Below are 25,975 nucleotides of genomic sequence, written 5' to 3'. Positions count from 1 at the left end.
CCGACAGACGGACAAACGAACCATCCACGTGGGGAGCGAGCTCTTGAGCAACCGATCGAACACCACCTTCCTTGGTCCGAAGGCACGTGAAGACGCGTGGCAGGCTCTCGGTTCGGAACAGTTCGACGTGGTCGTGGTCGGCGGTGGAGTCGTCGGCGCGGGCGCTGCACTCGACGCCGCGACGCGCGGCCTGAAGGTAGCGCTCGTCGAGGCACGCGACTTCGCGTCGGGCACGTCGAGTCGATCGTCGAAGATGTTCCACGGTGGCCTTCGCTACCTCGAGCAGCTCGAGTTCGGCCTGGTGCGCGAGGCGCTGCACGAGCGTGAGCTGTCGCTGTCGACGCTCGCGCCGCATTTGGTGAAGCCGCTGAAATTTCTCTTTCCGTTGACACATCGTGTGTGGGAACGCCCGTACATCGCGGCCGGAATCTTCCTCTACGACACCATGGGCGGGGCCAAATCCGTTCCGGCGCAGAAGCATCTGACTCGTTCCGGTGCGTTGCGGATGGCTCCCGGCATGAAGCGCAAGTCCTTGATCGGTGGGATTCGCTACTACGACACCGTCGTCGACGACGCACGCCACACCATGAGCGTCGCGCGCACCGCAGCTCACTACGGCGCCGTCGTGCGTACGTCCACCCAGGTCGTCGGCTTCCTGCGTGAAGCCGACCGAGTGTCCGGTGTGCGCGTGCGCGATTCGGAGAACGGTGCGACGACGGAGGTGCGTGGCCACGTCGTCATCAACGCCACCGGTGTGTGGACCGACGAGATCCAGGCGTTGTCCTCGCAGCGAGGACGCTTCCGCGTGCGCGCGTCGAAAGGCGTGCACATCGTGGTTCCGCGCGACCGCATCGTCAGCGAGGCCGCGATCATTCTGCGCACGGAGAAGTCCGTGCTGTTCATCATTCCGTGGGGTGCACACTGGATCATCGGGACGACGGACACGGACTGGAAGCTGGATCTGGCGCACCCGGCAGCAACCAAAGCGGACATCGACTACATCCTCGGTGAAGTCAACTCGGTGTTGGTCACTCCGTTGACGCACGAGGACATCGACGGTGTCTACGCCGGACTTCGTCCGCTGCTGGCAGGGGAGAGCGACGAGACCTCGAAACTGTCCCGTGAGCATGCGGTCGCGCGCGTCGCGCCCGGACTCGTCGCGATCGCGGGCGGAAAGTACACGACGTATCGCGTCATGGCGGAGGATGCCGTCGACCTCGCCGCCGACGACATCCCGGCGCGGGTCGCGTCGTCGATCACCGAGAAGGTGCCGCTGGTCGGCGCCGACGGATACTTCGCGCTCGTCAACCAGACCCATCACCTCGCGGAGATGTACGGACTCCATCCGTACCGGGTGACGCATCTGCTGGACCGCTACGGCTCTTTGATCGACGAGGTGCTCGAACTGGCCAAGGACAAGCCGGATCTGCTGCAGCCGATCACCGACGCGCCCAGTTACCTCCAGGTCGAGGCCGTGTACGCTGCGGCAGCCGAGGGGGCACTTCACCTCGAGGACATCCTGTCTCGGCGAACGCGCATCGCCATCGAGTACTCGCACCGCGGCGTCAACTGCGCCGGTCAGGTCGCGGCACTCGTCGCACCCATCCTCGGTTGGGACGACGCAACCGTGGACCGTGAGGTGGAGACCTACACCGCTCGCGTCGAAGCCGAGGTCAAGTCTCAGATGCAGCCCGACGACGAATCGGCCGACGCCCTGCGCGTCGTAGCTCCCGAGGCGCGCCAGGAAATCCTGGAGCCGGTACAGCCACTGACGAAGTGACGCTCACCGTCGCTCCGGGGTCCGAACGAGGCTCCGGGGCGCACGGGATGCCACGGCACCGGACACCGCCATCACGGTCAGGGTGAGAATTGCCAGGAAGATCATGACTCGATGGTGAGAGTCGAACCTGTGGATCAGCTGGGACGAGGCTGGCAATACGGGCACGAATAGATCTGGCGTTCCTCGAGCGGATTGTCTCCCAACAACCCGAATTCGACGGTGGTGCTGCATCGTCTGCAGGGCTTGTTCTCTCGTCCGTACACCCAGAAGTGGCGCCCCGCTCGGCGGTCACCGGTGGTGACTCGCTGGTTGCGGTCCTTGTTCGCCATGATGGTGCGGAAGGAGAGGTCGACGAATTTGGCGATGCTCCCTGCGTCCTTCACCGGTGTGCGCGGATCGACGCCGCGAAGAAAACAGATCTCGTTGCGGTAGACGTTGCCGAGCCCGGCAAGGTTGCGTTGATCGAGGAGAGCGAGACCGATGGGGCGTTCGGGATCCGATTCCAGATTTCGTACGGCCAGTGCCGCGTCCCAGTCCGGCCCCAGGAGATCCGGGCCGAGGTACCCGACGGCGTCGTTCGCGTCCTCGACGATGTCGAGCACACCCAGCTCGAAGCCGACGGCCTGCGACGTGTCCGTGGTCAGGATGATCCGAGCTTGAAACGCCGGACGACGCCACCGCTGGCCCGATTCGTAGACCTGCCAGGTTCCTTCCATCTTGAGGTGACTGTGGATCCAATGATCGTCTACCCCGATCAGCAGGTGCTTACCTCGCGACTGCACCGAGTGCACGGTCTGGCCGGTGAAATCGACTGTGGCGTAACGCGGAACACGGATGTCGCAGCCGGTGAGTTCCTTGCCTTCCAGTGCGGTGCGCAGTCTGTTGGCCGAGCGGTACACGGTGTCGCCTTCGGGCACGTCAGTTCCTCAACCGTAGGCCGCGAGGGGTGGCGGAGAATCCTGCGTCCGTCAGCATTCGGGAGAAGCCGGTGCCGTGAATTTCTTGCCCGTCGACGCGTTCGACGAGCAATTTGTCGACCCCGCCGCGCTTGACGACCTCGGCGAGCGCACCGGCGGCAGCAGCCGTCACCGTATCGTCGTCGGAGAAGGTGAGAACGGTTTTGCCGCCGCGCTCCACGTACAACGCGAGCTCGCCCTCGTGCAGAACGACCAGCGCGCCTGCCTTGCGACCCGGTCGATGTCCCGGTCCATCTTCGCCCGTGTCGCGTTTGGGCCACGTCAGCGCCGCGCCGTACGGGTTGGCAGGATCGCAGGCGGCGAGCACCAGCGCGCCTGTCTTCTCTCGCTCCTCGTAACTGCGCAGTCGGTCCACCACCTCGGATGTGGAGAACTGAGCACCACCGAGGGTGTCCACGAAGTAACCGCGCCTGCTACGTCCGGAGTCCTCGAAGGTGGTCAGCACCTTGTACATCGTCGCGAATCCCCCGGGCACACCTTCGTTCATGACCGCACCTCGCGTGACGACGCCGTATCGCTCGAGCAGTACGTCCGCGGTGGCGTGCGCGCGAATGGTCGCATCGGGTTCGATCTCGGGGACGCGTGACCACCTGCCGCCCGCAGTGGGCGGACCGGTGCGTGTCGGAAACGACGGCCGCTCGAACCGTCGGTACGACCGCAGCCGTGGGGTCCTCCGCGGGGAGCGATGGCTGGGGGCTGCTCGCGTCGTCGAGTTCAGCAGTGCCCGCAGCGGCGCGAACGTGTCGTTGCCGATTCGGCCCGCCCACACCAACTCCCACAGCGCCGCATGCAGACTGTCGTCGTCCGTGCTTCCGACGGTGTCGGAGAGTTGCCGGAAGAAGTAAGCGCCACCGGCAGCGACGGCGTCGAGTATCGAGATCTGTAGTTCGGAGAGATCCGATTCCGCAGGAGGAGCCAAGGTCAGGGGAGCGGTGTCCGCCATGTGCAGGCATACCCATCCGTCCTTGGACGTGATGGACCCGTGGCCGGACCACAGAACCTCTCCGGTCGAGGTCAACTCGTCGAGCATTGCGGGCGAGTAGTCCCGTACACGGGAGGACAGCACCAGCGACTCCCACGCGGAGGCTGGAATGGGCACTCCGGCAAGCTGCTCGACGACCGCCGCGACTCCGTCGATTCCGGAGAGCTGCCTGCTCTGCACGTGCTGCCACGCAGGGAGGAAACGGCCGAGGGTGGCGGTGGCGACGGGCTCCACTTCCTGGCGCGCCGCGGCGAGGGACCGCCGCCGCAGGCGGCGCAGGACTTCGGCGTCGCACCACTCCGATCCTGCTCGGTCCGGACGGAATTCACCTTCGATGATCCGTTTGTCGGCGGCGAGCCCCGCCAGAGATGCTCGCGCGACAGCGATTCCGAGGCCGAACCTCTCGGCGAGGTCGTCCACCGAGAACGGTCCGTGGGTGCGCGCGTACCGGCTGACCAGGTCGGTCAGGGGGTCGTCGACCGGTTCGATGAACGCGGCGGGCGTCCCGATGGGAAGGGGCACACCGAGTGCGTCGCGCAGCCTGCTGGCGTCCTCGATGGCCACCCACCAGGACGTGCCGGCGAACGTGACCTCCATGGCGCGCTTCGCGGAGACCAACTCTGCCAACCACATCGGCGATTCCTCGCCGTTCGTTCGGGCAGCCACCTCGTCGGTGGTCAGCGGCCCGAGCATCCTGAGGAGGTCTGCGACACCCTCGATGTCCTTGGCACGACGGTCCTCGGCGAGGCGTTGCAGCTCCAGTTCCGTCGTCTCGATGACGGCCTGATCGAGGAGCTCGCGCAGCTCCACACGTCCGAGCAGTTCCGCGAGCAGCGTCGAGTCGAGGGACAGGGCTTGGGCACGGCGTTCCGCGAGGGGGCTGTCGCCCTCGTACATGAACGCCCCGACATAGTTGAACAGCAACGAATTCGCGAACGGAGACGGGGTCGGGGTCTCGATCTCGACGATGCGAATCTGACGCCGTCCGATCTGCGCGAGAATGTCCTCGAGCGCGGGCAGATCGTAGACATCTTGCAGGCACTCACGGACCGTCTCGAGCAGAATGGGGAACGTCGGGTACTTCCGCGCCACATCGAGCAGTTGCGCCGAACGTTGCCGTTGCTGCCACAGCGGTGCGCGCTTGCCGGGATTGCGACGCGGCAGCAACAGTGCACGAGCGGCGCATTCGCGAAAGCGTGATGCGAAGAGCGCCGATCCACCGACCTGTTCGGTGACGACGTCGGCGATCTCGTCTTTCTCGAACACGAACAGATCCGCGCCGGGCGGCGTGTCCTCGGTGTCGGGGAGCCGGACGATGATGCCGTCGTCGGACGCAGTGGGTGCCGCGTCGATTCCGTATCTCTCGATCAGCCGTGCTCCGATCGCCAGTGCCCACGGTGCGTGCACTTGCTGCCCGTAGGTCGAGTGCAGCACCAGACGCCAGTCTCCGAGCTCGTCCCGGAACCGCTCCACGATCATTGTTCGGTCGGTGGGCAACTGCCCGGTCGCTTCCTTCTGATCGTCCAGCAATGCAACGAGATTGGTCACGGCGTTGGGGTCGAGGCCGTCACCGGCGAGACGCTGTTCGAGATTTTCTCGCTCGGACGTACTACGCAGGAACTCGCCCAGGGCGCGGCCCAGCTCGGCGGGACGCCCGAGTCCGTCGCCGTGCCAGAACGGCAGTCGTCCGGGTTGACCGTATGCAGGGCTGACGAGGACCCGGTCGTGAGTGATCTCTTCTATCCGCCAACTGGTCGCACCGAGCGCGAAGACGTCCCCGACACGGGATTCGTACACCATCTCCTCGTCGAGTTCGCCGACACGCGACGCCTTCTCGCCCACCATGTACACCGTGAACAAGCCGCGGTCCGGGATGGAGCCACCGGAGGTGACGGCGAGGCGTTGCGCGCCGGGCCTGCCCGTCAGCGTGTTCGCGTCACGGTCCCACACGAGGCGAGGGCGAAGCTCGGCGAACTCGTCCGACGGGTACCGACCGGACAACAGGTCGAGGGTCGACTCGTACGCAGACCGGGGCAGAGTGGCGAAGCTCCCGGTCCGACGCACCGCGTCGTACCAGTCGTGTGCATCGATGGGCTCGAGCGCGCACGCCGCCACCGTCTGCTGCGCCAGAATGTCCAGCGGATTCGCGGGAACGAACAGTGCCTCGATCTTGCCCGTCGTCATCCGCTCGACGGTCACCGCACAATGAATCAAGTCGGTTCGGTGCTTGGGGAACAGCACTCCCTTGGAGATTTCACCCACCTGGTGACCCGCACGCCCCACGCGCTGCAGACCGCTCGCGACCGAGGGCGGTGCTTCGACCTGGATGACCAGATCCACCGCGCCCATGTCGATTCCGAGCTCGAGGCTGCTGGTCGCCACGACGCACCGCAGGCGTCCGGTCTTCAGATCGTCCTCGATGAGGGCGCGCTGATCCTTGCTCACGCTGCCGTGATGCGCACGTGCCAGCAGCGGTTCGGCACCAAGGCCCACGTCGCTGGAGCTACCGACGAGAGACGCGGGGCCGTGGGCGGTGTCGACCCCGTCGCCGAGACGGTCGGCATAGATCTCGTTGAGGCGAGCGGTGAGACGCTCGGCCAGGCGTCGGGAATTGGCGAACACGATGCACGACTTGTGGTCGAGAACCAAGTCCACGACCTTCTCCTCGACGTGCGGCCAGATCGATCCGTGCCGCGGCGCAGCCGAGGCATCACCTTCCGCTGTCTCCACGACACCCAGTTCCGTCATGTCCTCGACCGGGACCTGAACCGTGAGATCGAACGTCTTCGGTGACGGGGGAGCAACGATCTCGATGGGGGCGGCGCCGGTGAGGAACCGTCCGACCTCCTCGTGGGGCCGCACCGTCGCCGACAGCCCGATCCGCTGCGCGGGTGTGCCGAGCAGCAGATCCAGACGCTCCAGGGACAGCGCGAGGTGCGAGCCACGCTTGCTGCCGGCGACTGCATGGACCTCGTCGACGATGACCGTCTCGACCGAGTCGAGAGATTCTCTGGCCGCGGAGGTGAGCATCAGGAACAGAGACTCGGGGGTCGTGATCAATATGTCCGGCGGAGTCTTCAGCATGGCCCGACGATCTGCCTGACTGGTGTCACCGGAGCGGACTCCGACCGAGATGTCCGGTGGCTCGAGGCCCAGCCGTTTGGCCGTCTGTGTCACCCCGACGAGCGGCGCGCGGAGGTTTCTCTCCACGTCGACGGCCAAGGCCTTGAGCGGCGAGATGTACAGAACCGTCGTCTTGCGCTCCGCAGGCACGTCACGGACCGTGAGCCGATCGATGGACCACAGGAACGCGGACAGGGTCTTACCCGAGCCGGTCGGAGCGACGACAAGAGTGTGCCGACCACTGGAAATAGCCTCCCAGGCACCCGCTTGCGCGGCCGTGGGGGCGTCGAACGCGCCGGTGAACCACTCCTGGGTGGCGGGAGAGAACTTGGCCAGCGCCGGGTCCACCTGGTGCGCGTTGGTTCTCTTACCGGCCATTCCACCATGATGCCCCGTGGTACCGACAAACAATCACAGGTGTAGGACCGTCCTCTCATGGGTACGGGGTACCGATGACCGACGACCAAGAGATCATGCAGAAGATTTCCGCAAAGCTCGACGCTCGTCTCGGTGAGAAGACGAACGGCTTGCAGAACGAAGTACCGCCGGGTTCCAGCATTCAGCGCGACGACGAGGACGGTGAGCGGGGCCCACTCGGCCGGGATTACCACTTGGCCAGCAAGTACGCGCAGGCCTTCGCGATCGGTGAGCCCCAGTTGGTGGACCGCGACGAGTTCGATCGTCTCGTCGCCGAGTACGGCTGACCACTCACCGAGGCCACGTCGGCCGCTGCCCGTCCTTCTCACAACACCGCCGTGTGTTCACAACCGTCATGACGATTGTGAACACACGGCGGTGTTGTATCCACGTGGGGCCACCCGCCGCCGTCAGATCACGATACGAGACCGATTCCCCCGTTACGGCCCGATCCCCTTTACTATTCGTTGGACCGACTCGGGGAGTGGAGTTCTTCAATTGTTGACCGTGTTCATCGTGTGTTTCGTCGTGGGCGTCGTCGGGCTGGCGGGAACGTTCACCGTCGGCGAGGTCTCGGATCTCGGTGACAGTCACGGCGACGGTGTGCCGTTCCTGTCGCTGACGACGATCGCGACGGCGCTGTTCGGTTTCGGCGCGGCCGGATGGATCTCGGCGCTCACCGAACTGCCCGACCCGATTGCAGCGCTCGTCGGCATCGCGGTGGCGGCGGGTCTCGTGATCGTGACGCGAGGGCTTTTGATTCCGTACATGCTTCGGCAGCAGGACAATTCGCACATCGGGCGAGCATCGTACATCGGGCTGCTCGGCACCGTCACGCTGGACGTCACGGCGGACGGATGGGGCGAGGTGTCGTTCGCGGACGGTGAAGGCAATCGCGTCGGCGCACGGGCTGTCAGTTCGGGCAAGGTCGCACTCCCGCGAGGCGTCACCGTCTACATCGCCGATGTGGACGACACCTACCTCCACGTCGTGGCCGTCGACGACGTCGTGGACGGTCGATGATCGGAAAGACCTGCACGGTGGGGGCTTTCGACTACAAGCAGAGTTCGTGAGGGGTACTGATACATGCTGACAACAATCGTGATCGCGGCGATCGTCGCGCTGATCGTCTTCGTCGTGCTGCCGACGGTGTACGTCAAGAACTACATCAAGGTTCCGCCCAACGAGGTCGCGGTGTTCACAGGTCGAGGCAAGCCCAAGGTGGTGCGCGGTGGTGCCCGATTCAAGGTGCCGGGCATCGAACGAGTGGACATCATGTCCCTCGAACCGTTCAACATCAGCATCAACCTGCAGAACGCACTGTCCAACGACGGTGTCCCGGTCAACGTCGAAGCAGTGGGCCTGGTACGTATCGGCTCGGCCGACGAAGCGGTTCAGACGGCGGTGCAGCGCTTCCTGACGTCCGACCTGACGGAACTGCAGCGTCAGATCAACGACATCCTCGCCGGTAGCCTACGAGGGATCACCGCGACGATGACCGTCGAGGACCTGAACTCCAACCGCGACACGTTGGCGCGCAGCGTCATCGACGAGGCAGGGAACGACCTCGCGCGCATCGGCATGGAAGTCGACGTCATCAAGATCGCCGGGATCTCCGACAAGAACGGCTATCTCGAATCTCTCGGACAACGTCGAATCGCCGAGGTCAAGCGTGACGCAGCGGTCGGAACCGCGGATGCCGAGCGCGACGCCCAGATTCGTTCGGCCAAGGCACGCCAGGAAGGTTCGGTGGCGCAGGCCGAGGCGGACACGGCCATCGCTACCGCGAATCAGCGTCGTGACGTCGAGTTGGCACGCCTCCGTGCGCAGACCGAAGCGGAGAACGCCGAGGCGGACCAGGCGGGACCACTTGCCCAGGCCACCGCGGCGAAAGCCGTCGGCATTGCGCGGGAGCAAGCCGAAGCCGCCCGGGTCGAGGCACGCACCGAAGTGGAACGTCGTCGCTCGCAGCAATCGGAAGCAGCACTGCAGGCGGACGTCATCGCCCCCGCCGAAGCCGAACGCCAGGCCGCGATCGCGCAGGCCGAAGGTGAGCGGCGAGCCGCAATTCTCCGCGCGGAAGCGCAGGCCGAATCGGCGCGTCAGTCAGGAGCGGCACAAGCGGACTCGCGCAAACTCGTCGCAGATGCCGTGCGTTCGGAGCAGCAAGCCGACGCCGACGGTCTGCGGGCGAAACTGGAAGCAGAGGCGGAAGGTCGCAAGGTCGCAGCGGATGCGCTGCGCGCCGAGCAGCAAGCAGAGGCCGACGGTCTGCGGGCCAAGCTGGAAGCGGAAGCGGCTGGCAAGCGTCAGATCGCCGAGGCGCTCAATTCCTACACGCCGCAGGCTGCTCGGTTGCTCACGCTCCCCGACGTGCTGGCTGCTCTCGTCGAGGCGACGGCGGCAGCGGCGAAGCCGGTGGGCGACATCGACCGCATCTCGATCATCGGCGGCGCCGACGGCGCGAAGGGATCCATCGGTTCACTGCTCGGCATCAGCCCGCAGGTCATCGCGGGCGTCATCGAGACGTTGGAAAGCTCGGGCGTCAACGTCACCGGTCTGCTCAACAACCTCGACGGCAAGAACAAACTGGCAGGTAGCGACAACCTGGCAAGCAGCGACAACCAGGACGAGGACGCGGCCACCTCGAACGGAGTGGCGCACCCCGAGTCGATCAGCTGACACACGACGAAGGGCCCCACGGACTTCAAGTCCTGTGGGACCCTTCGGTTGTCGAATCGGTGTAGCGGTAGCGGCTCAGGGCCTGCCGGTGAAGTAGTCGAACGCGGCCGACTGCAGCGGGTAACCTCCGGTGTTGATCAGGCCGATCACTCCACCTGCGGCGGCACCGATGAGGACACCGGGGATGCACCCGACGAACACCCCGACGACGCAACCGATGACCAGACCGATTCCGGCACCGATGGCGGCACTGACTCCGGCGCCGAACGATGCCTTGTTCAGCTCGTCGAGGAAGCGCCCCTGCGAGTTCACGTCGGTGACAGGCAGGACCGAGCGCGCCACCGGGGTGGCGAACGCTGGATCGGTCTCGGGCGTGAGGGTCAGTTCACGGTCGTCGACGCCGATGAGAGGCGCGATGGAGAACTCCTGGTCGCCGACGCGGTAGGCGAGGGGGATCGTCGCGACGGACGTGCCGGCGGCGTCGAGGACCTCGACGGTCTCCGAGGTCGCGTCGAGTCGGAAGGATCCGGTGTCGAGGATCGTCGTCACGGCTTTGCCGTCCTCGGTGGTGGTGGTGCTGTAGGCGATGCCCTGGTCGGTGCCCGTCACCAGTGGTGCAGGCTCTGCGTGGGCAGTGCCCGTGGCGACAGCCAGCGCCGAGACGGCGATGACAGCTGTCACCGTTGTTCGTGCAAGTCGAGCGAACTTCATGAGACTCCCCGTGGTCCGAAGTGAACGATCCCCCTGAGGTCGACGACGGCGCCGGCCTGGATCGACGTGAGTACCCTAGCGGAATACGGGCGTTTCCGGCAGTGAGGATGTCCAGCGGTGGAACGGCGGTGCAGCAGTGGTGGAACGGAAGAAGCCAGGGGTGACGTTCGAGTCCTTCGTGGACCGGCAGATTCGCGAGGCGCAGGAGCGGGGCGAGTTCGAGAATCTCGAGGGGGCGGGTAAGCCGTTGCCCAGTTCGGCTCACGACGATCTGTGGTGGGTGAAAGGGTTCTTGAAGCGGGAGAACCTGTCGACGGACGCGTTGCTGCCCGAGTCTCTGCAGTTACGCAAGGAGATCGAGAAACTTCCGGTCACGTTGATCGAGCTGCGTCAGGAGTCGTCGGTTCGAGAAGCGTTGCAGGACCTCAATGCGCGTGTCGTGGCGTGGATCCGGATGCCGTCGCCGCCTCTGGTGCCGATCGGCCCGGTCGACGTCGAGGACTGGGTGGCGCAGTGGAAGCAGAACCGCGCAGCCGCGGACGCCGATGCACGCGAGGCACTGTCGTCGCGGAAGGCGAGCGGAGCCGCCGGATCTACCGCGCCGACGAGTGGGCGCGTGAGCTGGTGGGTTCGGCTGCTCCACCGACGAGATCGATGACCTCGGCGACGGATGTCGCGGTGGTCGTCCTGGTCTTGGTACGCCCCCCGAGTGTGTGCGCGCGGACACGACGGGGAAGTAGTCCATCGGCCGGATTGACGGGGTGGTGCCGCCGGAGTCCGCGCAACGTCTGCTTCGGCGGGGGCGCGTGATCGCCGATGTCGACGACGGTGACGGCCGATCCGAAGGTCAGTCGCGCGTAGTCGGCTGCATCGGCGACGGCGTCGTCGAATTCCGCAGCAGTGACGCGTCCTCGCGGCCCCGTGCTGAGCCCGTGACCCGGTAGGTCGAGCAGGATGGTCGTGACGCCGGCGTGCGCCAGTTCCTGGCCTACGGGTGTGAGGTAGCGGGCATGCAGTCCAGGGCGCACGGGCACGACAACCGTCGGACCCTGGGCCGAGCTTCGGTGCAGTTCGACGTGAAGCCGACCCGAGGGTGTCGTGATCGACACGTGCTCACCGCCCACGGTTCCGACGAACCTCGACGCCGGTTCCAGTGCGGCCTCGCAGGCGTCGTGGCTTGTCAGCGCATGCTCGGCGCCGAGAATCGGCTTGCCCTGCAGCAGAACCATGACGGCGGCGCACTCGTGCGAGGTGAGAGTGGGTGTCCAGCCGGTCTTCTCGCTCAACGCAGTGGAGTCGACGACGGGCTCGCCCGCAGTGACCCACTGGCCGGAGAACGGGGTGAGTCCGAGTCGGAACGCAAGATTCGCGGCCGCCACGGCGGGTTTCTCGGGTACGTCGAACAGGATCTGGCCCTGCATACGTGCGAGTTCGCGGACCGGCGTCCAGTCGCGGGGACCGACGTTGTAGGGGCCGATCAGGTCCTGCTTGGCGGCGCGGTGGAAGGCGTCGGCGAGGTCGTTCTGGTGCAGGAACTGGTAGCTGGCCCGGTCCGCCTGTGGGAACGCACCGACCCGGCCGGTGAATTGATCGATGCCGTCGTTGGCGAAGTCCGGACCGATTATGTACGTCGGTCGCAACATGGATACCGCCATCTCGCCGGGGTGGCGGCGGAGCCACCACTCCGCGTAGTGCTCCACCTCCGCCTTGTCGTGAAAGTAGTACCTGTCGGGATCGCCGGCGGGGTAGTGACTTTCGTCGAGGGGCTCGTCGTGAATGTCCGCACCGTACGCATTGATACTCGAGGCGATCACGAGCCTGCCCACCCCTGCGGCGTACGCGGAATCGAGAACGTTCCGTGAGCCGCGTTGGTTGATGTCGTGTGTCTCGGTCTTGTCGCGTAATTCTTCGACGACGAAGGCCAGATGGATGACGACGTCGCTGCCTCGAAGAATCTCTTCGAGTCCGGGTGACCTTATGTCGGCACGTACCGATTCGAGTTTGGGATGCTGCATGCGGAGCGGACGCCGAGCGATCCCGACGACGGAGTCGACGTCGTCGTCGGCGAGCAGGGCAGGCAGGATCGCCGCGGCGAAATCGCTCGTTGCGCCCGTGACGGCAATGCGAAGGGTCACGAGGGCAACTCCGCGACCGTCTCCGCGATGGTGGCGATGGCGGTTCGGATCTGTTCGTCGGTGTGGGAGGCCATCACGCAGAGTCGGAGCAGCGCACCGTTGCGGGGAACGGCAGGATGCAGGGCCGCCGAGGTGAATACTCCCTTGTCGAACAGTTGGCGCCAGAGATTCATGGCGGACAGGTCGTCCCCGATGTGCAGCGAGACGATCGGTGACGCGGTGTCTCCTCCCGGTATCGGGGACCTGGCGCCGACGTCGAGTCCTTCGGCCGCGAGTCCACTGCGCAAGGCTTCGGCGTGTTCCAACACTCGACGCGCTCGCTGACGTCCTTCCTCGCTCCTGATCAGCTTGATCGACGCGAGGGACGCGCCGACTGCGGCGGGCACACCCGATGTCGTGAACAGGAATGCTCTCGCGTGTATACGAAGACTGTCGAGGAGATCGTGGGATCCTGCGATGAAGCCCCCGGTGGAGCTGGGGCTCTTGGACAGAGATGCCATTCTGATATCGGTGTCGCCTGCGGTGCCGAACAATTCCGCAGCGCCGGTGAGACTTTCGCCGTAGATACCGAGGCTGTGGGCCTCGTCGACCATCAACGCGGCACCGTACTTCGTGCACAGAGCGGTCACCTGGTCCAGAGGCGCCAGGTCACCTTCCATCGAGTACAGGCCGTCGACGATGACCAGGACGGCGCCGTCGCCGACGACGGGTCCCTGCAGTTGGAGTTCGAGGTCGGCCATGTCGTTGTGAGCGAACTTGCGGATGGTTGCTCCGGACAGTTGGCTTCCGTCGCGGATGGACGCATGTGCGGCGGAGTCGACCACGATCACGTCGCCCTTGCCCACGACGGCGGCGATGGTCCCGAGGTTCGTCTGGTAACCGGTGGTGAACACCATCGCGTCCTCGGTGCCGTGCCATTCCTTGATCTCGTTCTCGAGCTCGAGGTGTATGTCCATGGTGCCGTTGAGCAGTCGGCTGCCGGTGATGGCCGAGCCGAAGGTATCGAGTGCGTCCTGCGCGCCCTGCGTGATGTCCGGATGGTCGGCGAGCCCCAGGTAGTTGTTGGAGCCCAGCATGATCTTGTCCTTGCCTTCCACCTGGACGATGGGCGCGGTGGCGGACTCCATGACGCGGAAGTACGGGCTCACGTCGGATTCGCGCACGGCGCGGAGGAGGTCGACTCGGTCGTCGCCGTCGAGTCGTTTGATCAATCGGTTGACGGTCATCGCTGCAGGTTCTCCTGACGCAGGGTGGGTTTGGAGTCGGTCGTCGAACGATGGTCGCGAATTCGAGAAGTGATTCGGCTCCATGGGATGGGCAGGATTGGTTCGAATCAAACAAATTTTTATTACTCCAGGTGGGAGGTCATAACAAACTCATCGCCCAGTTTCGAAAAGGGGGGAAGTTTACCTACCCTTGGATGTTTTGCCTGGTAGAACGGTGGGTAGTGAGCACGAGGTTGCGAATTCGATTCACCTTTGTCTGCCATGCGAATTTCAAATTGTTAGGGAGAGTCATGACTGCATTGATGGTTCGAGAACGCGAAATTCTGGAACAATACATTCCGGGTTTACTGGATTATCTGGACCGCACGCCACTGAAAGACCTCGAAAGCAGGGACGGCGAAGCAATCGCCAAATTCAAGGAGTTCGGCGGCACCTCGCTCATCGTTCCCACGGAGCTGGGCGGCAGCGGCGCCTCCGCGCTCGACGCCGTGCGCGCACAGCGGGCGATCGGATCGAGATCTCCGTCGCTCGGAGCGGCGACGACCATGCACCATCTGTCGATCGCGTCGCTCAACGAGTTCGCCACGGGAGCCAGCGAAGAAGATCGTGCGCTGATGAAATCGCTCATCGAGCAGAAGGCCGTGATCGCGTCGGGGTTCTCGGAAGGCACCCCGGGGGGCAGCGTCTTCATTCCCACGATGAAGGCGAAGCGGGTGGGCGACGTGTACGTGATCAACGGAAGCAAGAAGCCCTGCAGCCTGTCCGGTTCGATGGATCTGTTGACGGCCAGCGTCGAGGTCGAAGGTGTCGGCGCGAAGGACGGCGAACGCGCAGTTGCCTTGATCCCCGCGTCGCTCGACGGAGTGTCCGTCACGAAGTTCTGGGAGACACCGTTCCTCGAAGGCTCGCAGAGCGACGAGGTCGTTCTCCGCGATGTCGAGGTACCGGCGGATCTGGTGCTGCTCAACAGCGACGACGACCCGGACGGTGTCCACGAGATGACCGGGTACCTGTGGTTCGGGATGTTGATCAGCGCCAACTACCTCGGGGCGGCGACGATGCTGTTGGAGAAGATGCTTGCGCAGGACAAGGGTGACTACGAGGGTTACACCCGAGCCGCGGCGGAGATCGAGAACGGCATCGCGGCGATCGAGAGCGTGGCACGTGCCGTCGACGACGGTGAGCGAGGCCAGGACATCTCCGCGCGACTGCTGTTCTGCCGCATAGCTATTCGGGATGCGCTGGTTCGGGCGAGTTCGACGGCGATGGAATCCCTCGGCGGAATCGGATTCATCACCTCGCCCGACATCGGGTACCTCGCAGCTGCGTTGCAGGCCTACGCGTTTCACCCGCCGTCCAGGCGCTCCATCTCCGAGACCCTCGCGAAGTACCACGGTGGTGACGAGTTCGCGTTCGTCAAGTAGTCCCGGAGTGATCGAGTCGAGGAGGGCCGCGGACGATCAGTCGCGGCCTTCCTCTTCGTCGAGTCGATCCTGGCCTCGGTTGCGGAAGAACTTGAACCCGGGTATCCCGATCACTGCGCGACGGACATCCTTTGTCACGCCGAGCAATTCGTGGATCTCCGGTGCGACGGAATCGAGGGTTGCCAGGATGGGTATGACGGCTTCCATGTGCTCGACGAGCCCGGGGAGTTGGTCGACCATGGCGATGGCCGCATCGACTTCGCTCTCGTCGAGGTGGTCGACGAACTTCTTCGCGAACGGCGCGGAGCGCTGCGCTATCGGGTCGAACAGTTCGACCAGCTGCAGTGCCGTCACCGACGCCTTGGACGCAGAGTCGACCACACCTTCCGCCGAACGGGTGGTCGTCGCGGCCTCGGCGACGACAAGCTCGGCAGCGTCGACGACGGCGTCGATTCGGGCCATCAGTGCCGTCACCTCGTCGAGAAGCGCCTCGATCCGGCCGGGAAGCCCCAGTGCGAAGACGGCAGTGTCCCGGGTCCACCGCACCCCGTACCGCACCACGTCGAGTCCGATCCTCGCAGCGACGAGGCCGCCGGCAGGATCGGGAAGCCGCACGCCTGCGAGCACCAACGCCATGTGTCAAACAATGCCACACCACCTCTGTCCACCAACGCACACCGCGCCCGGCAGTGCGGCGCCGAGCACACCTTCGGCACAACTCTCGCGAGCCGGTTAGCCTTGGCGAGCATGAGAGTTCTCGTGACGGGGGCAAGTGGTTACATCGGTTCGCGTCTGGTCGCCGCGTTGCTCGACGACGGCGACACCGTCGTGGCCGCGTCACGTCGGCCGGACAGCCTCGATCGCTTCGACTGGCGACACGAGGTGGAGACGGTGGCGCTCGATGCAGGCGACACGAGCTCGCTGGCCGACGCGTTCGAGGCTGCCGGAGACATCGATACCGCGTACTACTTGGTGCACGCGATCGGCCAGGAGGACTACCGAGCCCAGGACCTGCGCTCGGCGGGGCAGTTCGCCGAAGCGGCGGCAGCGGCCGGTGTCAGGAGAATCGTCTATCTCGGTGGTTTCGCTCCGGAAGGTGAAGCGCTGTCCGAGCATCTCGGCAGCCGCGCCGACGTCGGCGAAGCACTCGACGTCGACGGCGTGGAGGTGGTGTGGCTCAAGGCCGCCATCGTCCTCGGCGCAGGCTCGACGTCCTACGAAATGCTCCGCTATCTCGCCGACCGACTGCTGGTGCTGCCGCTACCGAGCTGGCTGAATCGGCCTGTGCAGCCCATCGCCGTCGACGACGTACTGTTCTACCTGCTGGCCTCCAGGCAGGAGGTGCCCGCGGGTGCGTACGACATCGGGGGGCCCGACGTCGTGCCCTACCGAGACTTACTGTTCGCGTACGTCGACGCCGCCGGCCTGACGCGGATCGGGGTGTCCGCTCCCGGCGTCCCCACCGGCCTCGCAGGTCGCGTGATCGGCAAGATCATCCCCGTCCCCGACGCTCTGGCCGAGGACCTCGTTCATTCCCTTCACAACACGATGACGGCGACCGAAAGTCGAATCGTCGATCTCGTCGGAGAGAAGGAGGGCGGGCGGACCACGATCGACGAAGCGATGCGCCGCAGCGTTCTCGGCACCGTCGGTGAGCCGCCGGGAGTTCGTGCATCCAAGGATCCGCTCCGGCTCGCGCACACCGACGCGGTCTGGAGTGGCGGCGACGCAATCGGCATCCGCCGCTACGGCGTCGCAGCATCCTCCGACGAGACGTGGAGCTTGCTCGAAGCCCTCGGTGCACGCAAGATGCTCTACTCGTGGCCGGTGGCAGCGGTGGTGCGCACCAACCTCGACGTGGTCGGTGGTGTTTCGGAACGCGCGAGATCGGTGATACGACGCGTGCGCGGGGGATCGAACGACGAACACGGCGGGGACGAGGAGGCTTGATGGCGACGTGGCAGACCACGGTGGTCGACGTGATGAAGTCCGCGCTCGTGGACAAGGTCGACCGTGATCACCGGCAGTCCGATCGCGCTTTCCTTCGCCGACGCATCGTCGTCGGCATCACACTCGTCGTCGGAGCAGTTCTTCTCGGTGTGTCGCTGTCGGTAAGCCCGGGGGACAACGCCTTCTACCCGCTGACGATCGCGCTGGCGGCTACGTGGATCATCGGCGGATTCGTCTCCGGCCCGTTGCACCTCGGGCGAATCACGTTCAACGGCTCGATGCGTCGGCCGATCATCACACCGATTCTCATCGGTCTCGCTGCCGGCGGTGTGTTCGTCGTCGGCGGTCTCGTCGTTCGCCAGATTCCGCCCCTCGCGGACTTCGTCGCCAACGTGTTGGCGCACGCCACGATGGGGTCGTTGGGCCTGATCGTGTTCATCACGCTCCTGAACGGTGTGGCCGAGGAGATCTTCTTTCGTGGCGCACTCTTCGCCGCCATCGGACGCCGCAAGCCGGTTCTGATCTCGACGCTCGTCTACACGGTCGTCACCCTCGCCAGCGGCAACCCGATGCTCGCGTTCGCCGCCATCACCCTGGGGTTCGTCCTGGCGCTCCAGCGCCGCTCCTCCGGCGGCATCCTGGCGCCGATGCTGACTCACGTCGCCTGGTCGACAGTGATGGTGTTCGCTCTACCGCCACTCTTCGTCTGACGGCCACCGTCCGCTCCTGCCTGCGGGGTCGCCTTGCAAGGTCCGGAGTAGTTCGGCTTTGATCTGGGGCCGTCCCGCGCCGACGAGAGTGAACGTAGCCTCCCGCACCAGCCGCTCCGGCGTGCCGTGCCCGACGATTGCTCCCGAACCGGTGGCGGTCACCAGCGCAGCCGCCGCCCGCATCGCCAGTTCCGACGCTTCCGCCCGCGCCGCGAACATGTCGTACGTGCCGGCGAGGGCGTCGTCGAACGCAGCGCGGCGCTGGGAATGAGAGCGACGAAACGATGAGGTATCGGTTCCGATGTCGTCCATCTGAGTGATGGCGCGACGTGCGACACCCATCGCCATGCACCCGTTCAGATACGACCCGTAGATCTGTCCGGACTGAAACTCCTCGTCCGTCACGACGGACACGACCTGAGAATCGTCCACCTCGACGCCGTCGAACAGCAGCCGGACCGTGTTGCTCGCGTCGACGGCGATCAGCGTCAGGCGTTCGACCTCGATACCGGCCGCATCCGTGGCGGGGATGACGAGGTGCACGATGGAATCGTCGAACTCGTCGCGCGCGGACACCTGAAGGATGTCCACTATGCCCCACCCCGTGACGAACGGCGCGTGTCCGTCCAGCACGTAGCCGGTGTCGGTTCGGCGCGCATACAGCTTGGGCGGCCGAGGTATCGCGCCTGCGAAGGCAACACCCGCCTTGATGGATCCATCGATCACGCCGTCGAGATACCGCGTGCGCAACGACGTGTTGCTCGTGTGGGTGAGCGACATGACGACGCCGTTGTGCTGCATCCAGGTGAAGGTGGTTGCCAGGCAACCGGCGCAGAGGGTTTCGACGACGAGCGGCAATTCATCCGGCCCCAGCGGTTCACCGCGGTCGGATGCGAGCCCGTAGAAGCCCTCCGCCGCCAAGATGTCGAAATGGCTGGAGGGGATCTCACCGTCGACGTCGACGGAGTCGGCGGCAGGGAACAGTACCGAATCGGCGAGTTCACGAGCACGTTCCGGCCAGGACGACACGGACACATCCTAGCTCGCTCCCGGTGCGGATTTCCGGTAGTCCAGTCCGCCGAAACCGGGCGTTCTGGGCTACATTGCGCAGGTGAGCGAAAATCTCGACCGGATCGACCGGTTGATCATCGACGAACTCGTCGCAGACGGCCGCGCGACCCTTGCGACTCTGGCCGAGAAGGCAAGCCTGTCGGTGTCGGCGGTGCAATCGCGTGTGCGCCGTCTGGAATCGAGACGAGTCATTCGTGGCTACACCGCACAGGTCGACTCGGAAGCGTTGGGGCGACCGCTGTCTGCGTTCGTTGCGATCACCCCGATCGATCCGGCGCAGCCCGACGATGCGCCTGCCCGCCTCCGGCACATCACCGCGATCGAGTCGTGTCACTCAGTCGCCGGTGAGGAAAGCTACGTCCTGTTGGTGCGAACCTCGTCACCGCGTGCACTCGAACAACTGCTCCAAGACATTCGAGCTACCGCGAACGTTCGTACCCGCAGCACCATCATTCTGCAGACGTTCTACGACCGATGACGCGGTCGGGAGTGCGCAAGATTGTCTCCGCCGTCCTGTCGTACGGGGTGGTCGGACTGGTGATGTGGCTCCTCTACCGGACCGTCGGTAACTCCGGTTCAGTGTCCGACGCCATCGGGTCCATCTCCCTCACCCACGTTCTCGTCGTCTCCGGTCTCGGCCTCGTCTACCTCGCATCGATGTTCAAGCCCATGACCTATACTCTCCCGGGGCTCGACCTGCCGCGTGCCGGGGTAGCACGAACCGCGTCGTCGGCGCTCGCCAACACTGTGCCCGAAGGCGGCACCGTCGCAACCGGATTGACGTTCGCGATGTATCGATCGTGGGGGTTCACGCTCGCCGCGAGCACGACCTCCATTCTCGCCGTGGGGTTGTGGACCAATCTTTCGCGCTACGGAGTCATGGCGATCGCGCTCGTCGTACTCGTCGTGTTCGGCTCGGTGTCCGGGTCGGTGGTGTGGATTGCCGTCGGCGCGTGCGTGGTCGTGACGGCCATCTGCGCATCGATCGGATGCATCCTGAGCAGCGATCGGTTTGCTCGCGCCCTCGGTCGGCTGCTCACACGGATGCGCGGTGCCGTGGCCGAGCGCATCACCAGAATCCAACCTCGGGACATGGAAGAGCAGATCGCCATCTTCCGTGCCGATCTGCTCGCCGAAGTCCGGACGTCCTGGAGGTCACTGACCGCCACGATGGTGTTGACGCAGGTACTCGGCGCGACAGTGCTCGGTGTGTCGGTTCGGATGGCCGGTCTGGGTCACGACGACATCGGGTGGGACAGAATCTTCGTGGCGTTCGGAGCGATGTCGCTCGCAGCGTTCGTTGCCCCGACGCCGGGTGGCCTCGGGGTCGCCGAGGCCGCGTTGATCGCCGTGCTCGGGGTCGGGTTGTCCACCGGTCAGCAGGCGGAACTCGTTGCGGCTGTTCTGGTGTTCCGATTCGCGACGTGGTTCCTGCCCATTCCCATCGGCCTCGTGTCCTACCTCTACTGGCGTCTGACGAAGAACTGGAAGGTCTTCCAGTCGCCCCGTTCTCAGCCGTCGAGTGAGCGCCACACCCGATCCGAGGAGAGCGGAAGGGCATGAAGCCGTGATCCGATGGCGTCCTTGATCGCATTCGCCAGCGCCGGGGCGACCGGGTTGTACGGTGATTCGCTCATCGACTTGGCGCCGAACGGGCCGAGCTGGTCGTAGGTGTCGGCGAAGTACACCTCGGTCGGAGGTATGTCGGCGAACTGCGGGACGTGGTAGCTGCGAATGGAATCGGTGACGACCGTCCCCGCGCCGTCGGTCTGGATCTCCTCGTACAACGCCGAACCGATGCCCTGAGCCACGCCGCCTTCGACCTGGCCACGGCACTGTTGAGGATTCATGACGGTGCCTGCGTCGGCGCTCTGGATCGACTGCAGGATTCGGACGGTGCCGGTGCTCTCCTCGACTGCGACGCGGAAGGCGTGAACGTTGAACGCCAACGATCGGGGGACCCCGCCACTGTCACCCGACGCGGTCAGTGTTCCGCCCGCGTCGGCGAGGACGTCGGGCAGGGACATGAAGCGATCCTCGCAGTGCACACCCTCCGGCCCGAGGATGCATGCCTCCGGCGCGACGCCGAACGCCGACGCGGCAACACCGCGAATGCGCTCGGAGAGGAGCAGGACCGCTGCCAGGAGCGCTTTGCCCGCCACGACGGTCCCGGCCGAACCGAAGGCACCCGTGTCGTATGTCGCGGAATCGGTGTCGGACTGCCGGACAACGATCCGGTCGGGGGACGTGGCGAGTTCCGTCGCGGCGATCTGCGTGTGCACCGTCGTCGTCCCGTTGCCGAACTCTGCTGTGCCGATGCCGATCTCGTAGGTTCCCTCGCGGCCGAGCGATACGGTGACCTCCGCGAAGTGCCCACGCGGCGGGATGGTTGCGATCATCGCGATCGCCATTCCCTCGCCGACCTTCCATCCCGGTGGAGCACCGACACCGTTGCCCTCCCTCAACGCGCGCTCTGCCAGGTCGAGACACTGGTCGAGGCCGTAGCTGCCGAACATCAGATCGTCTCCCTCGACGTGCGCGGCCACGAGGGGATCACCCGGCACCACGACATTGCGGCGTCGGAACTCGAAGGGATCGATGTCCAGGTCGCGTGCCAGATCGTCGATGGCGGACTCGACCGCGAAGATCACCTGTCCCAGCCCGTACCCGCGGAACGCGCCGGACGGAATGTTGTTGGTGTAGACGGACTTCGCGTCGACCCGCTTGTTGGCGCATCGGTAGACGGCGACCGATTCTCCGCACCCGTGGAACATGACGCCGGGGGAGTGGTTTCCATACGCCCCTGCGTCGGTCACCACATCCACCGCCAGCGCGGTCAGGACGCCGTCGGCGGTGCCCGCCACCGTGACGTCGACCTGGAACGGGTGACGGCACGGTGAGACGGTGAACTCGTCGCCACGGGTGAACTCGAACTGGACGGGCGAGCCCGTTCTCAACACTGCGAGCGCAACGATGTCCTCGGTCAGCAACTCCTGCTTCCCTCCGAACCCACCGCCGACGCGGGCGGTGAACACCCGGACGCGGTCGGGGCGAAGACCGAAGATCTCGCAGATCTCGTTGCGCACCAGAAACGGAACCTGAGTGCTCGTCCGCAGCGTCAGGCGTCCGGAGTCGTCCATCCATCCGATCGTGCCGTGCGTCTCGAGATGCACGTGCTGGATTCGCTGTGTGGTGAATCGGCCGGTGACGACGGCATCGGCATCGGCGACGGCCGCGTCCACATCGCCGGTGCCACCGTGCAATTCGGCAACGAGATTGCGCGACGGGTCCGCGATCCGCGACTCCTGGCCCTTGTCCGCATGTACGAGCGGCGCCCCGGGAAGCGACGCCGCTGCGGGATCGAACACCGCAGGCAGTACCTCGTACTCCACCACGAGCGCTCGGCATCCCGCTTCGGCATCGGCCAGGGTCTCTCCGACGACCACCGCGACGCGTTGCCCCTTGAAGCGCATCACCGTGTCGATCACGCGAGTGTCGTCCGGGTCGTCCGTCCGTTGTTCGTGGCGGGCGGTGGAGAACAGCCGGTCCGGGCTGTCCGCGGAGGTGAGGACCAGTCTGACTCCGGGTAGTGCCTCGGCGACCGACGTGTCGATCGACACCACTCTCGCGTGTGGATGCGGACTGCCCAGAACACTGGCGTGCAGGAGCCCGGCCGGCGTGATGTCCAGTGTGTAGTCCTCGGTTCCCGTGACGATTCGCGTTGCCGCAGGAGCAGACAGCGACCGACCCGACGACGGACCGTCGGTGACCTTCTCGGTGTTCACCACGCCGTGCACCGCGTCGGCGATACTGCGATACCCGGTGCAGCGGCACAGGTTGCCCTTCAGCTTCTGCGCAAGATCGTCGCGGGGCAGATCCGTTTCATCGTCGAGCGTCGACGCAGTGACCACCATCCCCGCAGTGCAGAAACCGCACTGGAAGCCTCCCGCCTCGACGAATCGTCGCTGGACAGGATGCAGGTCCTCGGGCGTGCCCAGCCCCGCGACCGTGGTCACTTGCCGATCGACGGCACGAAACGCCGGAAAGATGCAGGAATGTACCGGCTCTCCGTCGACGAGAACCGAACAGGCGCCGCAGTCTCCGGCGTCGCACCCCTTCTTGACCTCGAAATGCGCGTGATCACGCAGCAGAGTGCGCAGGCATTGCCCTGGGCGAGGGGAACATTCGGTGGGTGTGCCGTTGATGCCGACTAGCACGTCAGTTCCTCCAGAATCTCCGCAGCCGAGCCGATGGTGATGTGTCGGCGCCAATCCGGCGCTCCGTGGGGGTCGTCGTACCATGCAGTGTCGGGAATACTCCCGGCGAGCGCTCCTCTCAGCTCGTCCTGGCTCGGCAGCCCAGGAAAGCGGAGTACGTACGGGCGCCTCGTCGCGGCCGTCACGCTGACGACGAACTGTTCGTCGGTATCGCGACGCCCGACGACCACCGTCGCGGAACGTCCGAGCGGAGAGAGAGCAATCTTCCGGAACGCGGTTGTCGCGGAGAGTGCCTCGGAGGTGAAGCGAACGCTGCGCAGCATGTCGCCCACCCGCAGGGCGTTCTCGTGCGGCCCGGTCACCAAGTCGACCACCGGGACGGTGTACTCGGAACCGTCGTCGGCCCAGACCGTCGCGACGCCGTCCATAGCCGTCGCGAGTGAGATCATCGCACCCGCGGGTAGAGAGAGACAGATGTTGCCGCCGACGGTGGCGACCTTCCAGATCTTGAACGACGCGAGCAATGCTGTCGCACACTGCTCGAACAACACCGTCGCCGGCCAGTCCCGTTCGAAGGTCGCCGTCGCCAGTGTCTCGATCGTGCAGGTCGCCGCGACGGTCAATCCAGCGTCGTCCACCACGAGCGGCGGCCAACCAAGACCGGTGATGTCGACCAGACGCGTCAGATGGTCCTGTTTCTCCGACATCAACCAGGTTCCACCGGCGATGACCGCACTGTCGTCGCGGCCGGGAGGAACATCGGACCGCATGCGCGGAATCACCACGTCGGCAATCGTTCCCAGGTCCATCCGTCACCGCCTTCGTGTGCCGCAGGAGCGGAGCCTGCGGAGTGACCATTGTGCTCCGCAGGAGCGGAGCCTGCGGAGTGACAATGTGCGAACTCTAGTGAACATCTGTTACGGCGGCGGCGTACTGATGCGATACGACCGAAACGCGACCGAAACACTCCGCGGTTATTGTCCGTTCCTACAAAGCCGGGGAACATCGGAGGTGAACATGCAGGTCAAAGACCTGCTCGCGGTTCCGGAATTTGGCATCCGCATGCTGACCACGGACACGGAGGCGTACGAGCGAACCGTCAAGTGGACGTTCACGACCGATCTACCGGATCCGTCTCGCTACATCGCGGGCGGCGAGTTGGTCATCACCGGACTCGTGTGGCGCCGAGCGCCCGAGGATTCGGACGCGTTCGTTCGGGCAGTGTTCGGCTCGGGCGCTGTGGCATTGGCAGCCGGTGAGGGGTTGCTCGGTCACGTTCCGGTCGATCTCGTCGACGCGTGCGAGCGGCACGGACTGCCCCTGCTCGCCGTACCGGCGTCGGTGTCGTTCGGCGATCTGACGGAGTTTCTCGTCGACCGGGTGTCGGGCGACAGGATCGCCGCGTTGAACACCTCGCTCATGCGACAACGACAGCTCCTGACGGCTGTCGCCGACGGCCGTGCCCTCGACGAGCTGGCCGTCCACACCACACGCGAGACCGGGATGCAGTGCTCGATCTTCACCGCGACCGGGCGTCGACTCGTCGTCGAAGCGACCCCCTTCTCCGACGAGGACGTCGATGCGCTGACCCGCTGCGCCCTGTCCGCCGACAGCCTGCCCGCGACGGTCACCCTCGCAGGAGGCCGCGTCCACAGCATCTTCGGTGTCGGTGCGGCGCTGTCCACCAGAGCGATGCGCTGGTTCCTTGCCGTCTCCGGTGACTACCGGACCTTCGGTCCGGCGATCTCCGACGCCTTCGGTCAGCTCGCTTCGATCGCTGCTCTCGACCGCGCTCGCAGGGAGGAAGGCCGCCTCGTGCGACGCGAAATCGCCGACCAGGCCGTGCGATTGCTGGAAGAGGACTGGTCGACATCGGAGACGCTCGTACGGCTTCGCCAAGCCGGCGTCGATCCCGAACAACCACTCGTCGTGATCAGTGCGGTCTTCGTCGGTCGAGGTGACATGCACGAACTGCTCAGGACCGTTCTGTCGGACACTCTGACGTCCTTCGGCGGTGGATGCGTCGGTGGCGGAAGCCGCGGCGACATCGTGGGGATCGTGACAACCAAAGCCGTCGACATCGTGCCCGTTCTCCGGACGAGATTGCGCAGGCTGGCCGCCGGGATCGGGAGGAGCAGGCTCGTCGTCGGCGTCAGCTCCGAGGTGACGGGCTCGGCACTGGAAGGTGCGGTTCAATCCGCTCGTCACGCGTCCGACGTGGCAAGGGCGAGCGAGAAACAGGTCGCTGTCGTCGCCGCGGGCGATCTGGACTCGGCGGTCTCGCTGGTGTCGATTCTTCCCGACCGTGTCCGACGCGACTATGCCGAGCGTGTCCTCGGTCCGGTGCTTCGGTACGACGGCGACTCCGGACTACTCGACACCCTGCGTGAGTTCCTGGCCCAGGGCGGTTCGTGGAACAGGACAGCCGACGTGCTTCACGTCCATCTCAACACGGTCCGCTACCGGATCAAACGCGTCGAAGAACTGCTCGGCCGCGATATGGCGTCCACTGCGGACCGCGTCGACGTCTACCTGGCTCTGCAATCGGTGGCGCAGCCGCACACCTAGAA

20 protein-coding genes are annotated in these 25,975 nt (G+C 65.4%); 11 read left to right on the top strand and 9 right to left on the bottom strand.

Annotated elements, in window-relative coordinates; translation table 11 throughout:
* Positions 1 to 43 precede the first annotated feature (43 nt).
* Positions 44 to 1,780: a glycerol-3-phosphate dehydrogenase gene (gene glpD / locus CH292_RS00920; protein ID WP_094653823.1), complete on the top strand. Its 1,737-nt coding sequence runs from the start codon at positions 44 to 46 to the stop codon at positions 1,778 to 1,780.
* 134 nt (positions 1,781 to 1,914) lie between these two features.
* Here the strand turns inward: glpD and CH292_RS00915 are convergent, their stop codons facing one another.
* Complete coding sequence (locus tag CH292_RS00915; protein ID WP_037142798.1) at positions 1,915 to 2,697, bottom strand: DNA-formamidopyrimidine glycosylase family protein; 783 nt, start codon at positions 2,695 to 2,697, stop codon at positions 1,915 to 1,917.
* Between the two features lies 1 nt (position 2,698).
* Positions 2,699 to 7,240: an ATP-dependent helicase gene (locus tag CH292_RS00910; RefSeq protein ID WP_094653803.1), complete on the bottom strand. Its 4,542-nt coding sequence runs from the start codon at positions 7,238 to 7,240 to the stop codon at positions 2,699 to 2,701.
* 74 nt (positions 7,241 to 7,314) lie between these two features.
* Here CH292_RS00910 and CH292_RS00905 point away from each other — a divergent pair, with 74 nt between their 5' ends.
* The 3 genes from CH292_RS00905 to CH292_RS00895 all read left to right on the top strand — a co-directional run bounded on the left by CH292_RS00905 (position 7,315) and on the right by CH292_RS00895 (position 9,961).
* Positions 7,315 to 7,566 carry a hypothetical protein gene (locus tag CH292_RS00905; protein ID WP_019666186.1) on the top strand — a complete coding sequence of 84 codons (252 nt, stop codon included), beginning with the start codon at positions 7,315 to 7,317 and terminating at the stop codon, positions 7,564 to 7,566.
* Positions 7,567 to 7,786: 220 nt separating this feature from the next.
* Positions 7,787 to 8,302, top strand: coding sequence for a hypothetical protein (locus CH292_RS00900; protein WP_373454663.1), 516 nt, complete (start codon positions 7,787 to 7,789; stop codon positions 8,300 to 8,302).
* 63 nt (positions 8,303 to 8,365) lie between these two features.
* Entirely contained in the window at positions 8,366 to 9,961 is a 1,596-nt protein-coding gene (locus CH292_RS00895; protein WP_094653802.1) for a flotillin family protein, read from the top strand.
* Positions 9,962 to 10,036: 75 nt separating this feature from the next.
* Here the strand turns inward: CH292_RS00895 and CH292_RS00890 are convergent, their stop codons facing one another.
* A complete protein-coding gene (locus tag CH292_RS00890) occupies positions 10,037 to 10,672 on the bottom strand; it encodes a hypothetical protein (protein ID WP_033190504.1) in 636 nt (211 codons plus the stop codon).
* Positions 10,673 to 10,832: 160 nt separating this feature from the next.
* Between CH292_RS00890 and CH292_RS00885 the strand changes: the two genes are divergently transcribed.
* Positions 10,833 to 11,330, top strand: a complete 498-nt coding sequence (locus tag CH292_RS00885) for a DUF1992 domain-containing protein (protein WP_020112159.1) — start codon at positions 10,833 to 10,835, stop codon at positions 11,328 to 11,330.
* Here CH292_RS00885 and CH292_RS00880 read toward each other — a convergent pair.
* Together CH292_RS00880 and CH292_RS00875 are read right to left on the bottom strand one after the other, a co-directional pair.
* A complete protein-coding gene (locus CH292_RS00880) occupies positions 11,266 to 12,807 on the bottom strand; it encodes an NAD-dependent epimerase/dehydratase family protein (protein ID WP_033190505.1) in 1,542 nt (513 codons plus the stop codon). The two genes, CH292_RS00885 and CH292_RS00880, sit on opposite strands and share 65 nt — an antisense overlap.
* Entirely contained in the window at positions 12,804 to 14,033 is a 1,230-nt protein-coding gene (locus tag CH292_RS00875; RefSeq protein WP_170947476.1) for a pyridoxal phosphate-dependent aminotransferase family protein, read from the bottom strand. The genes CH292_RS00880 and CH292_RS00875 overlap by 4 nt, the downstream gene beginning before the upstream one ends.
* 290 nt (positions 14,034 to 14,323) lie before the next feature.
* Here CH292_RS00875 and CH292_RS00870 point away from each other — a divergent pair, with 290 nt between their 5' ends.
* Entirely contained in the window at positions 14,324 to 15,457 is a 1,134-nt protein-coding gene (locus CH292_RS00870; RefSeq protein ID WP_094653800.1) for an acyl-CoA dehydrogenase family protein, read from the top strand.
* 36 nt (positions 15,458 to 15,493) lie between these two features.
* Here CH292_RS00870 and CH292_RS00865 read toward each other — a convergent pair whose 3' ends face one another.
* A complete protein-coding gene (locus CH292_RS00865; protein ID WP_094626502.1) occupies positions 15,494 to 16,093 on the bottom strand; it encodes a ribulose 1,5-bisphosphate carboxylase large subunit in 600 nt (199 codons plus the stop codon).
* Positions 16,094 to 16,204: 111 nt separating this feature from the next.
* Between CH292_RS00865 and CH292_RS00860 the strand changes: the two genes are divergently transcribed.
* Both CH292_RS00860 and CH292_RS00855 read left to right on the top strand, forming a co-directional pair.
* Positions 16,205 to 17,407 carry an NAD(P)H-binding protein gene (locus tag CH292_RS00860; protein WP_019666177.1) on the top strand — a complete coding sequence of 401 codons (1,203 nt, stop codon included), beginning with the start codon at positions 16,205 to 16,207 and terminating at the stop codon, positions 17,405 to 17,407.
* Positions 17,407 to 18,117, top strand: coding sequence for a CPBP family intramembrane glutamic endopeptidase (locus CH292_RS00855; RefSeq protein WP_094653799.1), 711 nt, complete (start codon positions 17,407 to 17,409; stop codon positions 18,115 to 18,117). Before CH292_RS00860 ends, CH292_RS00855 begins: the two co-directional genes overlap by 1 nt.
* On the opposite strand, the gene CH292_RS00850 is transcribed toward CH292_RS00855, so the two are convergent.
* Positions 18,097 to 19,152, bottom strand: coding sequence for an acyl-CoA dehydrogenase family protein (locus CH292_RS00850; protein WP_094653798.1), 1,056 nt, complete (start codon positions 19,150 to 19,152; stop codon positions 18,097 to 18,099). The genes CH292_RS00855 and CH292_RS00850 overlap by 21 nt on opposite strands.
* A 76-nt stretch (positions 19,153 to 19,228) precedes the next feature.
* Between CH292_RS00850 and CH292_RS00845 the strand changes: the two genes are divergently transcribed.
* On the top strand, positions 19,229 to 19,666 hold the full coding sequence (locus CH292_RS00845; RefSeq protein ID WP_094653797.1) for an Lrp/AsnC family transcriptional regulator: 438 nt from the start codon (positions 19,229 to 19,231) through the stop codon (positions 19,664 to 19,666).
* Positions 19,663 to 20,751: a lysylphosphatidylglycerol synthase domain-containing protein gene (locus CH292_RS00840; RefSeq protein WP_037142774.1), complete on the top strand. Its 1,089-nt coding sequence runs from the start codon at positions 19,663 to 19,665 to the stop codon at positions 20,749 to 20,751. Before CH292_RS00845 ends, CH292_RS00840 begins: the two co-directional genes overlap by 4 nt.
* Here the strand turns inward: CH292_RS00840 and CH292_RS00835 are convergent.
* Both CH292_RS00835 and CH292_RS00830 read right to left on the bottom strand, forming a co-directional pair.
* Complete coding sequence (locus CH292_RS00835) at positions 20,700 to 23,405, bottom strand: molybdopterin cofactor-binding domain-containing protein (protein WP_094653796.1); 2,706 nt, start codon at positions 23,403 to 23,405, stop codon at positions 20,700 to 20,702. The genes CH292_RS00840 and CH292_RS00835 overlap by 52 nt on opposite strands.
* Complete coding sequence (locus CH292_RS00830; RefSeq protein WP_094653795.1) at positions 23,399 to 24,214, bottom strand: FAD binding domain-containing protein; 816 nt, start codon at positions 24,212 to 24,214, stop codon at positions 23,399 to 23,401. The genes CH292_RS00835 and CH292_RS00830 overlap by 7 nt, the downstream gene beginning before the upstream one ends.
* A gap of 208 nt (positions 24,215 to 24,422) precedes the next feature.
* On the opposite strand from CH292_RS00830, the gene CH292_RS00825 reads away from it, so the two are divergent.
* Positions 24,423 to 25,973 (top strand): PucR family transcriptional regulator, encoded by a 1,551-nt coding sequence (locus tag CH292_RS00825; protein ID WP_230621116.1) that lies wholly within the window; start codon positions 24,423 to 24,425, stop codon positions 25,971 to 25,973.
* The last annotated feature ends 2 nt before the right edge of the window (positions 25,974 to 25,975 follow it).

It is taken from the genome of Rhodococcus sp. 14-2470-1a (assembly GCF_002259425.1).
Lineage (GTDB): Bacteria > Actinomycetota > Actinomycetes > Mycobacteriales > Mycobacteriaceae > Rhodococcoides > Rhodococcoides fascians_E.
Note: the sequence above shows the minus strand (reverse complement) of the source record. Positions and strands in the feature narration are given on the sequence as shown.

Excerpts from the sequence above, each read along its gene's own strand:
- CH292_RS00910 (WP_094653803.1), bottom strand. The coding sequence starts at position 7,240 with ATGGCCGGTAAGAGAACCAACGCGCACCAGGTGGACCCGGCGCTGGCC.
- CH292_RS00905 (WP_019666186.1), top strand. The coding sequence starts at position 7,315 with ATGACCGACGACCAAGAGATCATGCAGAAGATTTCCGCAAAGCTCGAC.
- CH292_RS00895 (WP_094653802.1), top strand. The coding sequence starts at position 8,366 with ATGCTGACAACAATCGTGATCGCGGCGATCGTCGCGCTGATCGTCTTC.
- CH292_RS00890 (WP_033190504.1), bottom strand. The coding sequence starts at position 10,672 with ATGAAGTTCGCTCGACTTGCACGAACAACGGTGACAGCTGTCATCGCC.
- CH292_RS00875 (WP_170947476.1), bottom strand. The coding sequence starts at position 14,033 with ATGACCGTCAACCGATTGATCAAACGACTCGACGGCGACGACCGAGTC.
- CH292_RS00870 (WP_094653800.1), top strand. The coding sequence starts at position 14,324 with ATGACTGCATTGATGGTTCGAGAACGCGAAATTCTGGAACAATACATT.
- CH292_RS00865 (WP_094626502.1), bottom strand. The coding sequence starts at position 16,093 with ATGGCGTTGGTGCTCGCAGGCGTGCGGCTTCCCGATCCTGCCGGCGGC.
- CH292_RS00860 (WP_019666177.1), top strand. The coding sequence starts at position 16,205 with ATGAGAGTTCTCGTGACGGGGGCAAGTGGTTACATCGGTTCGCGTCTG.
- CH292_RS00855 (WP_094653799.1), top strand. The coding sequence starts at position 17,407 with ATGGCGACGTGGCAGACCACGGTGGTCGACGTGATGAAGTCCGCGCTC.
- CH292_RS00840 (WP_037142774.1), top strand. The coding sequence starts at position 19,663 with ATGACGCGGTCGGGAGTGCGCAAGATTGTCTCCGCCGTCCTGTCGTAC.
- CH292_RS00830 (WP_094653795.1), bottom strand. The coding sequence starts at position 24,214 with ATGGACCTGGGAACGATTGCCGACGTGGTGATTCCGCGCATGCGGTCC.
- CH292_RS00825 (WP_230621116.1), top strand. The coding sequence starts at position 24,423 with ATGCAGGTCAAAGACCTGCTCGCGGTTCCGGAATTTGGCATCCGCATG.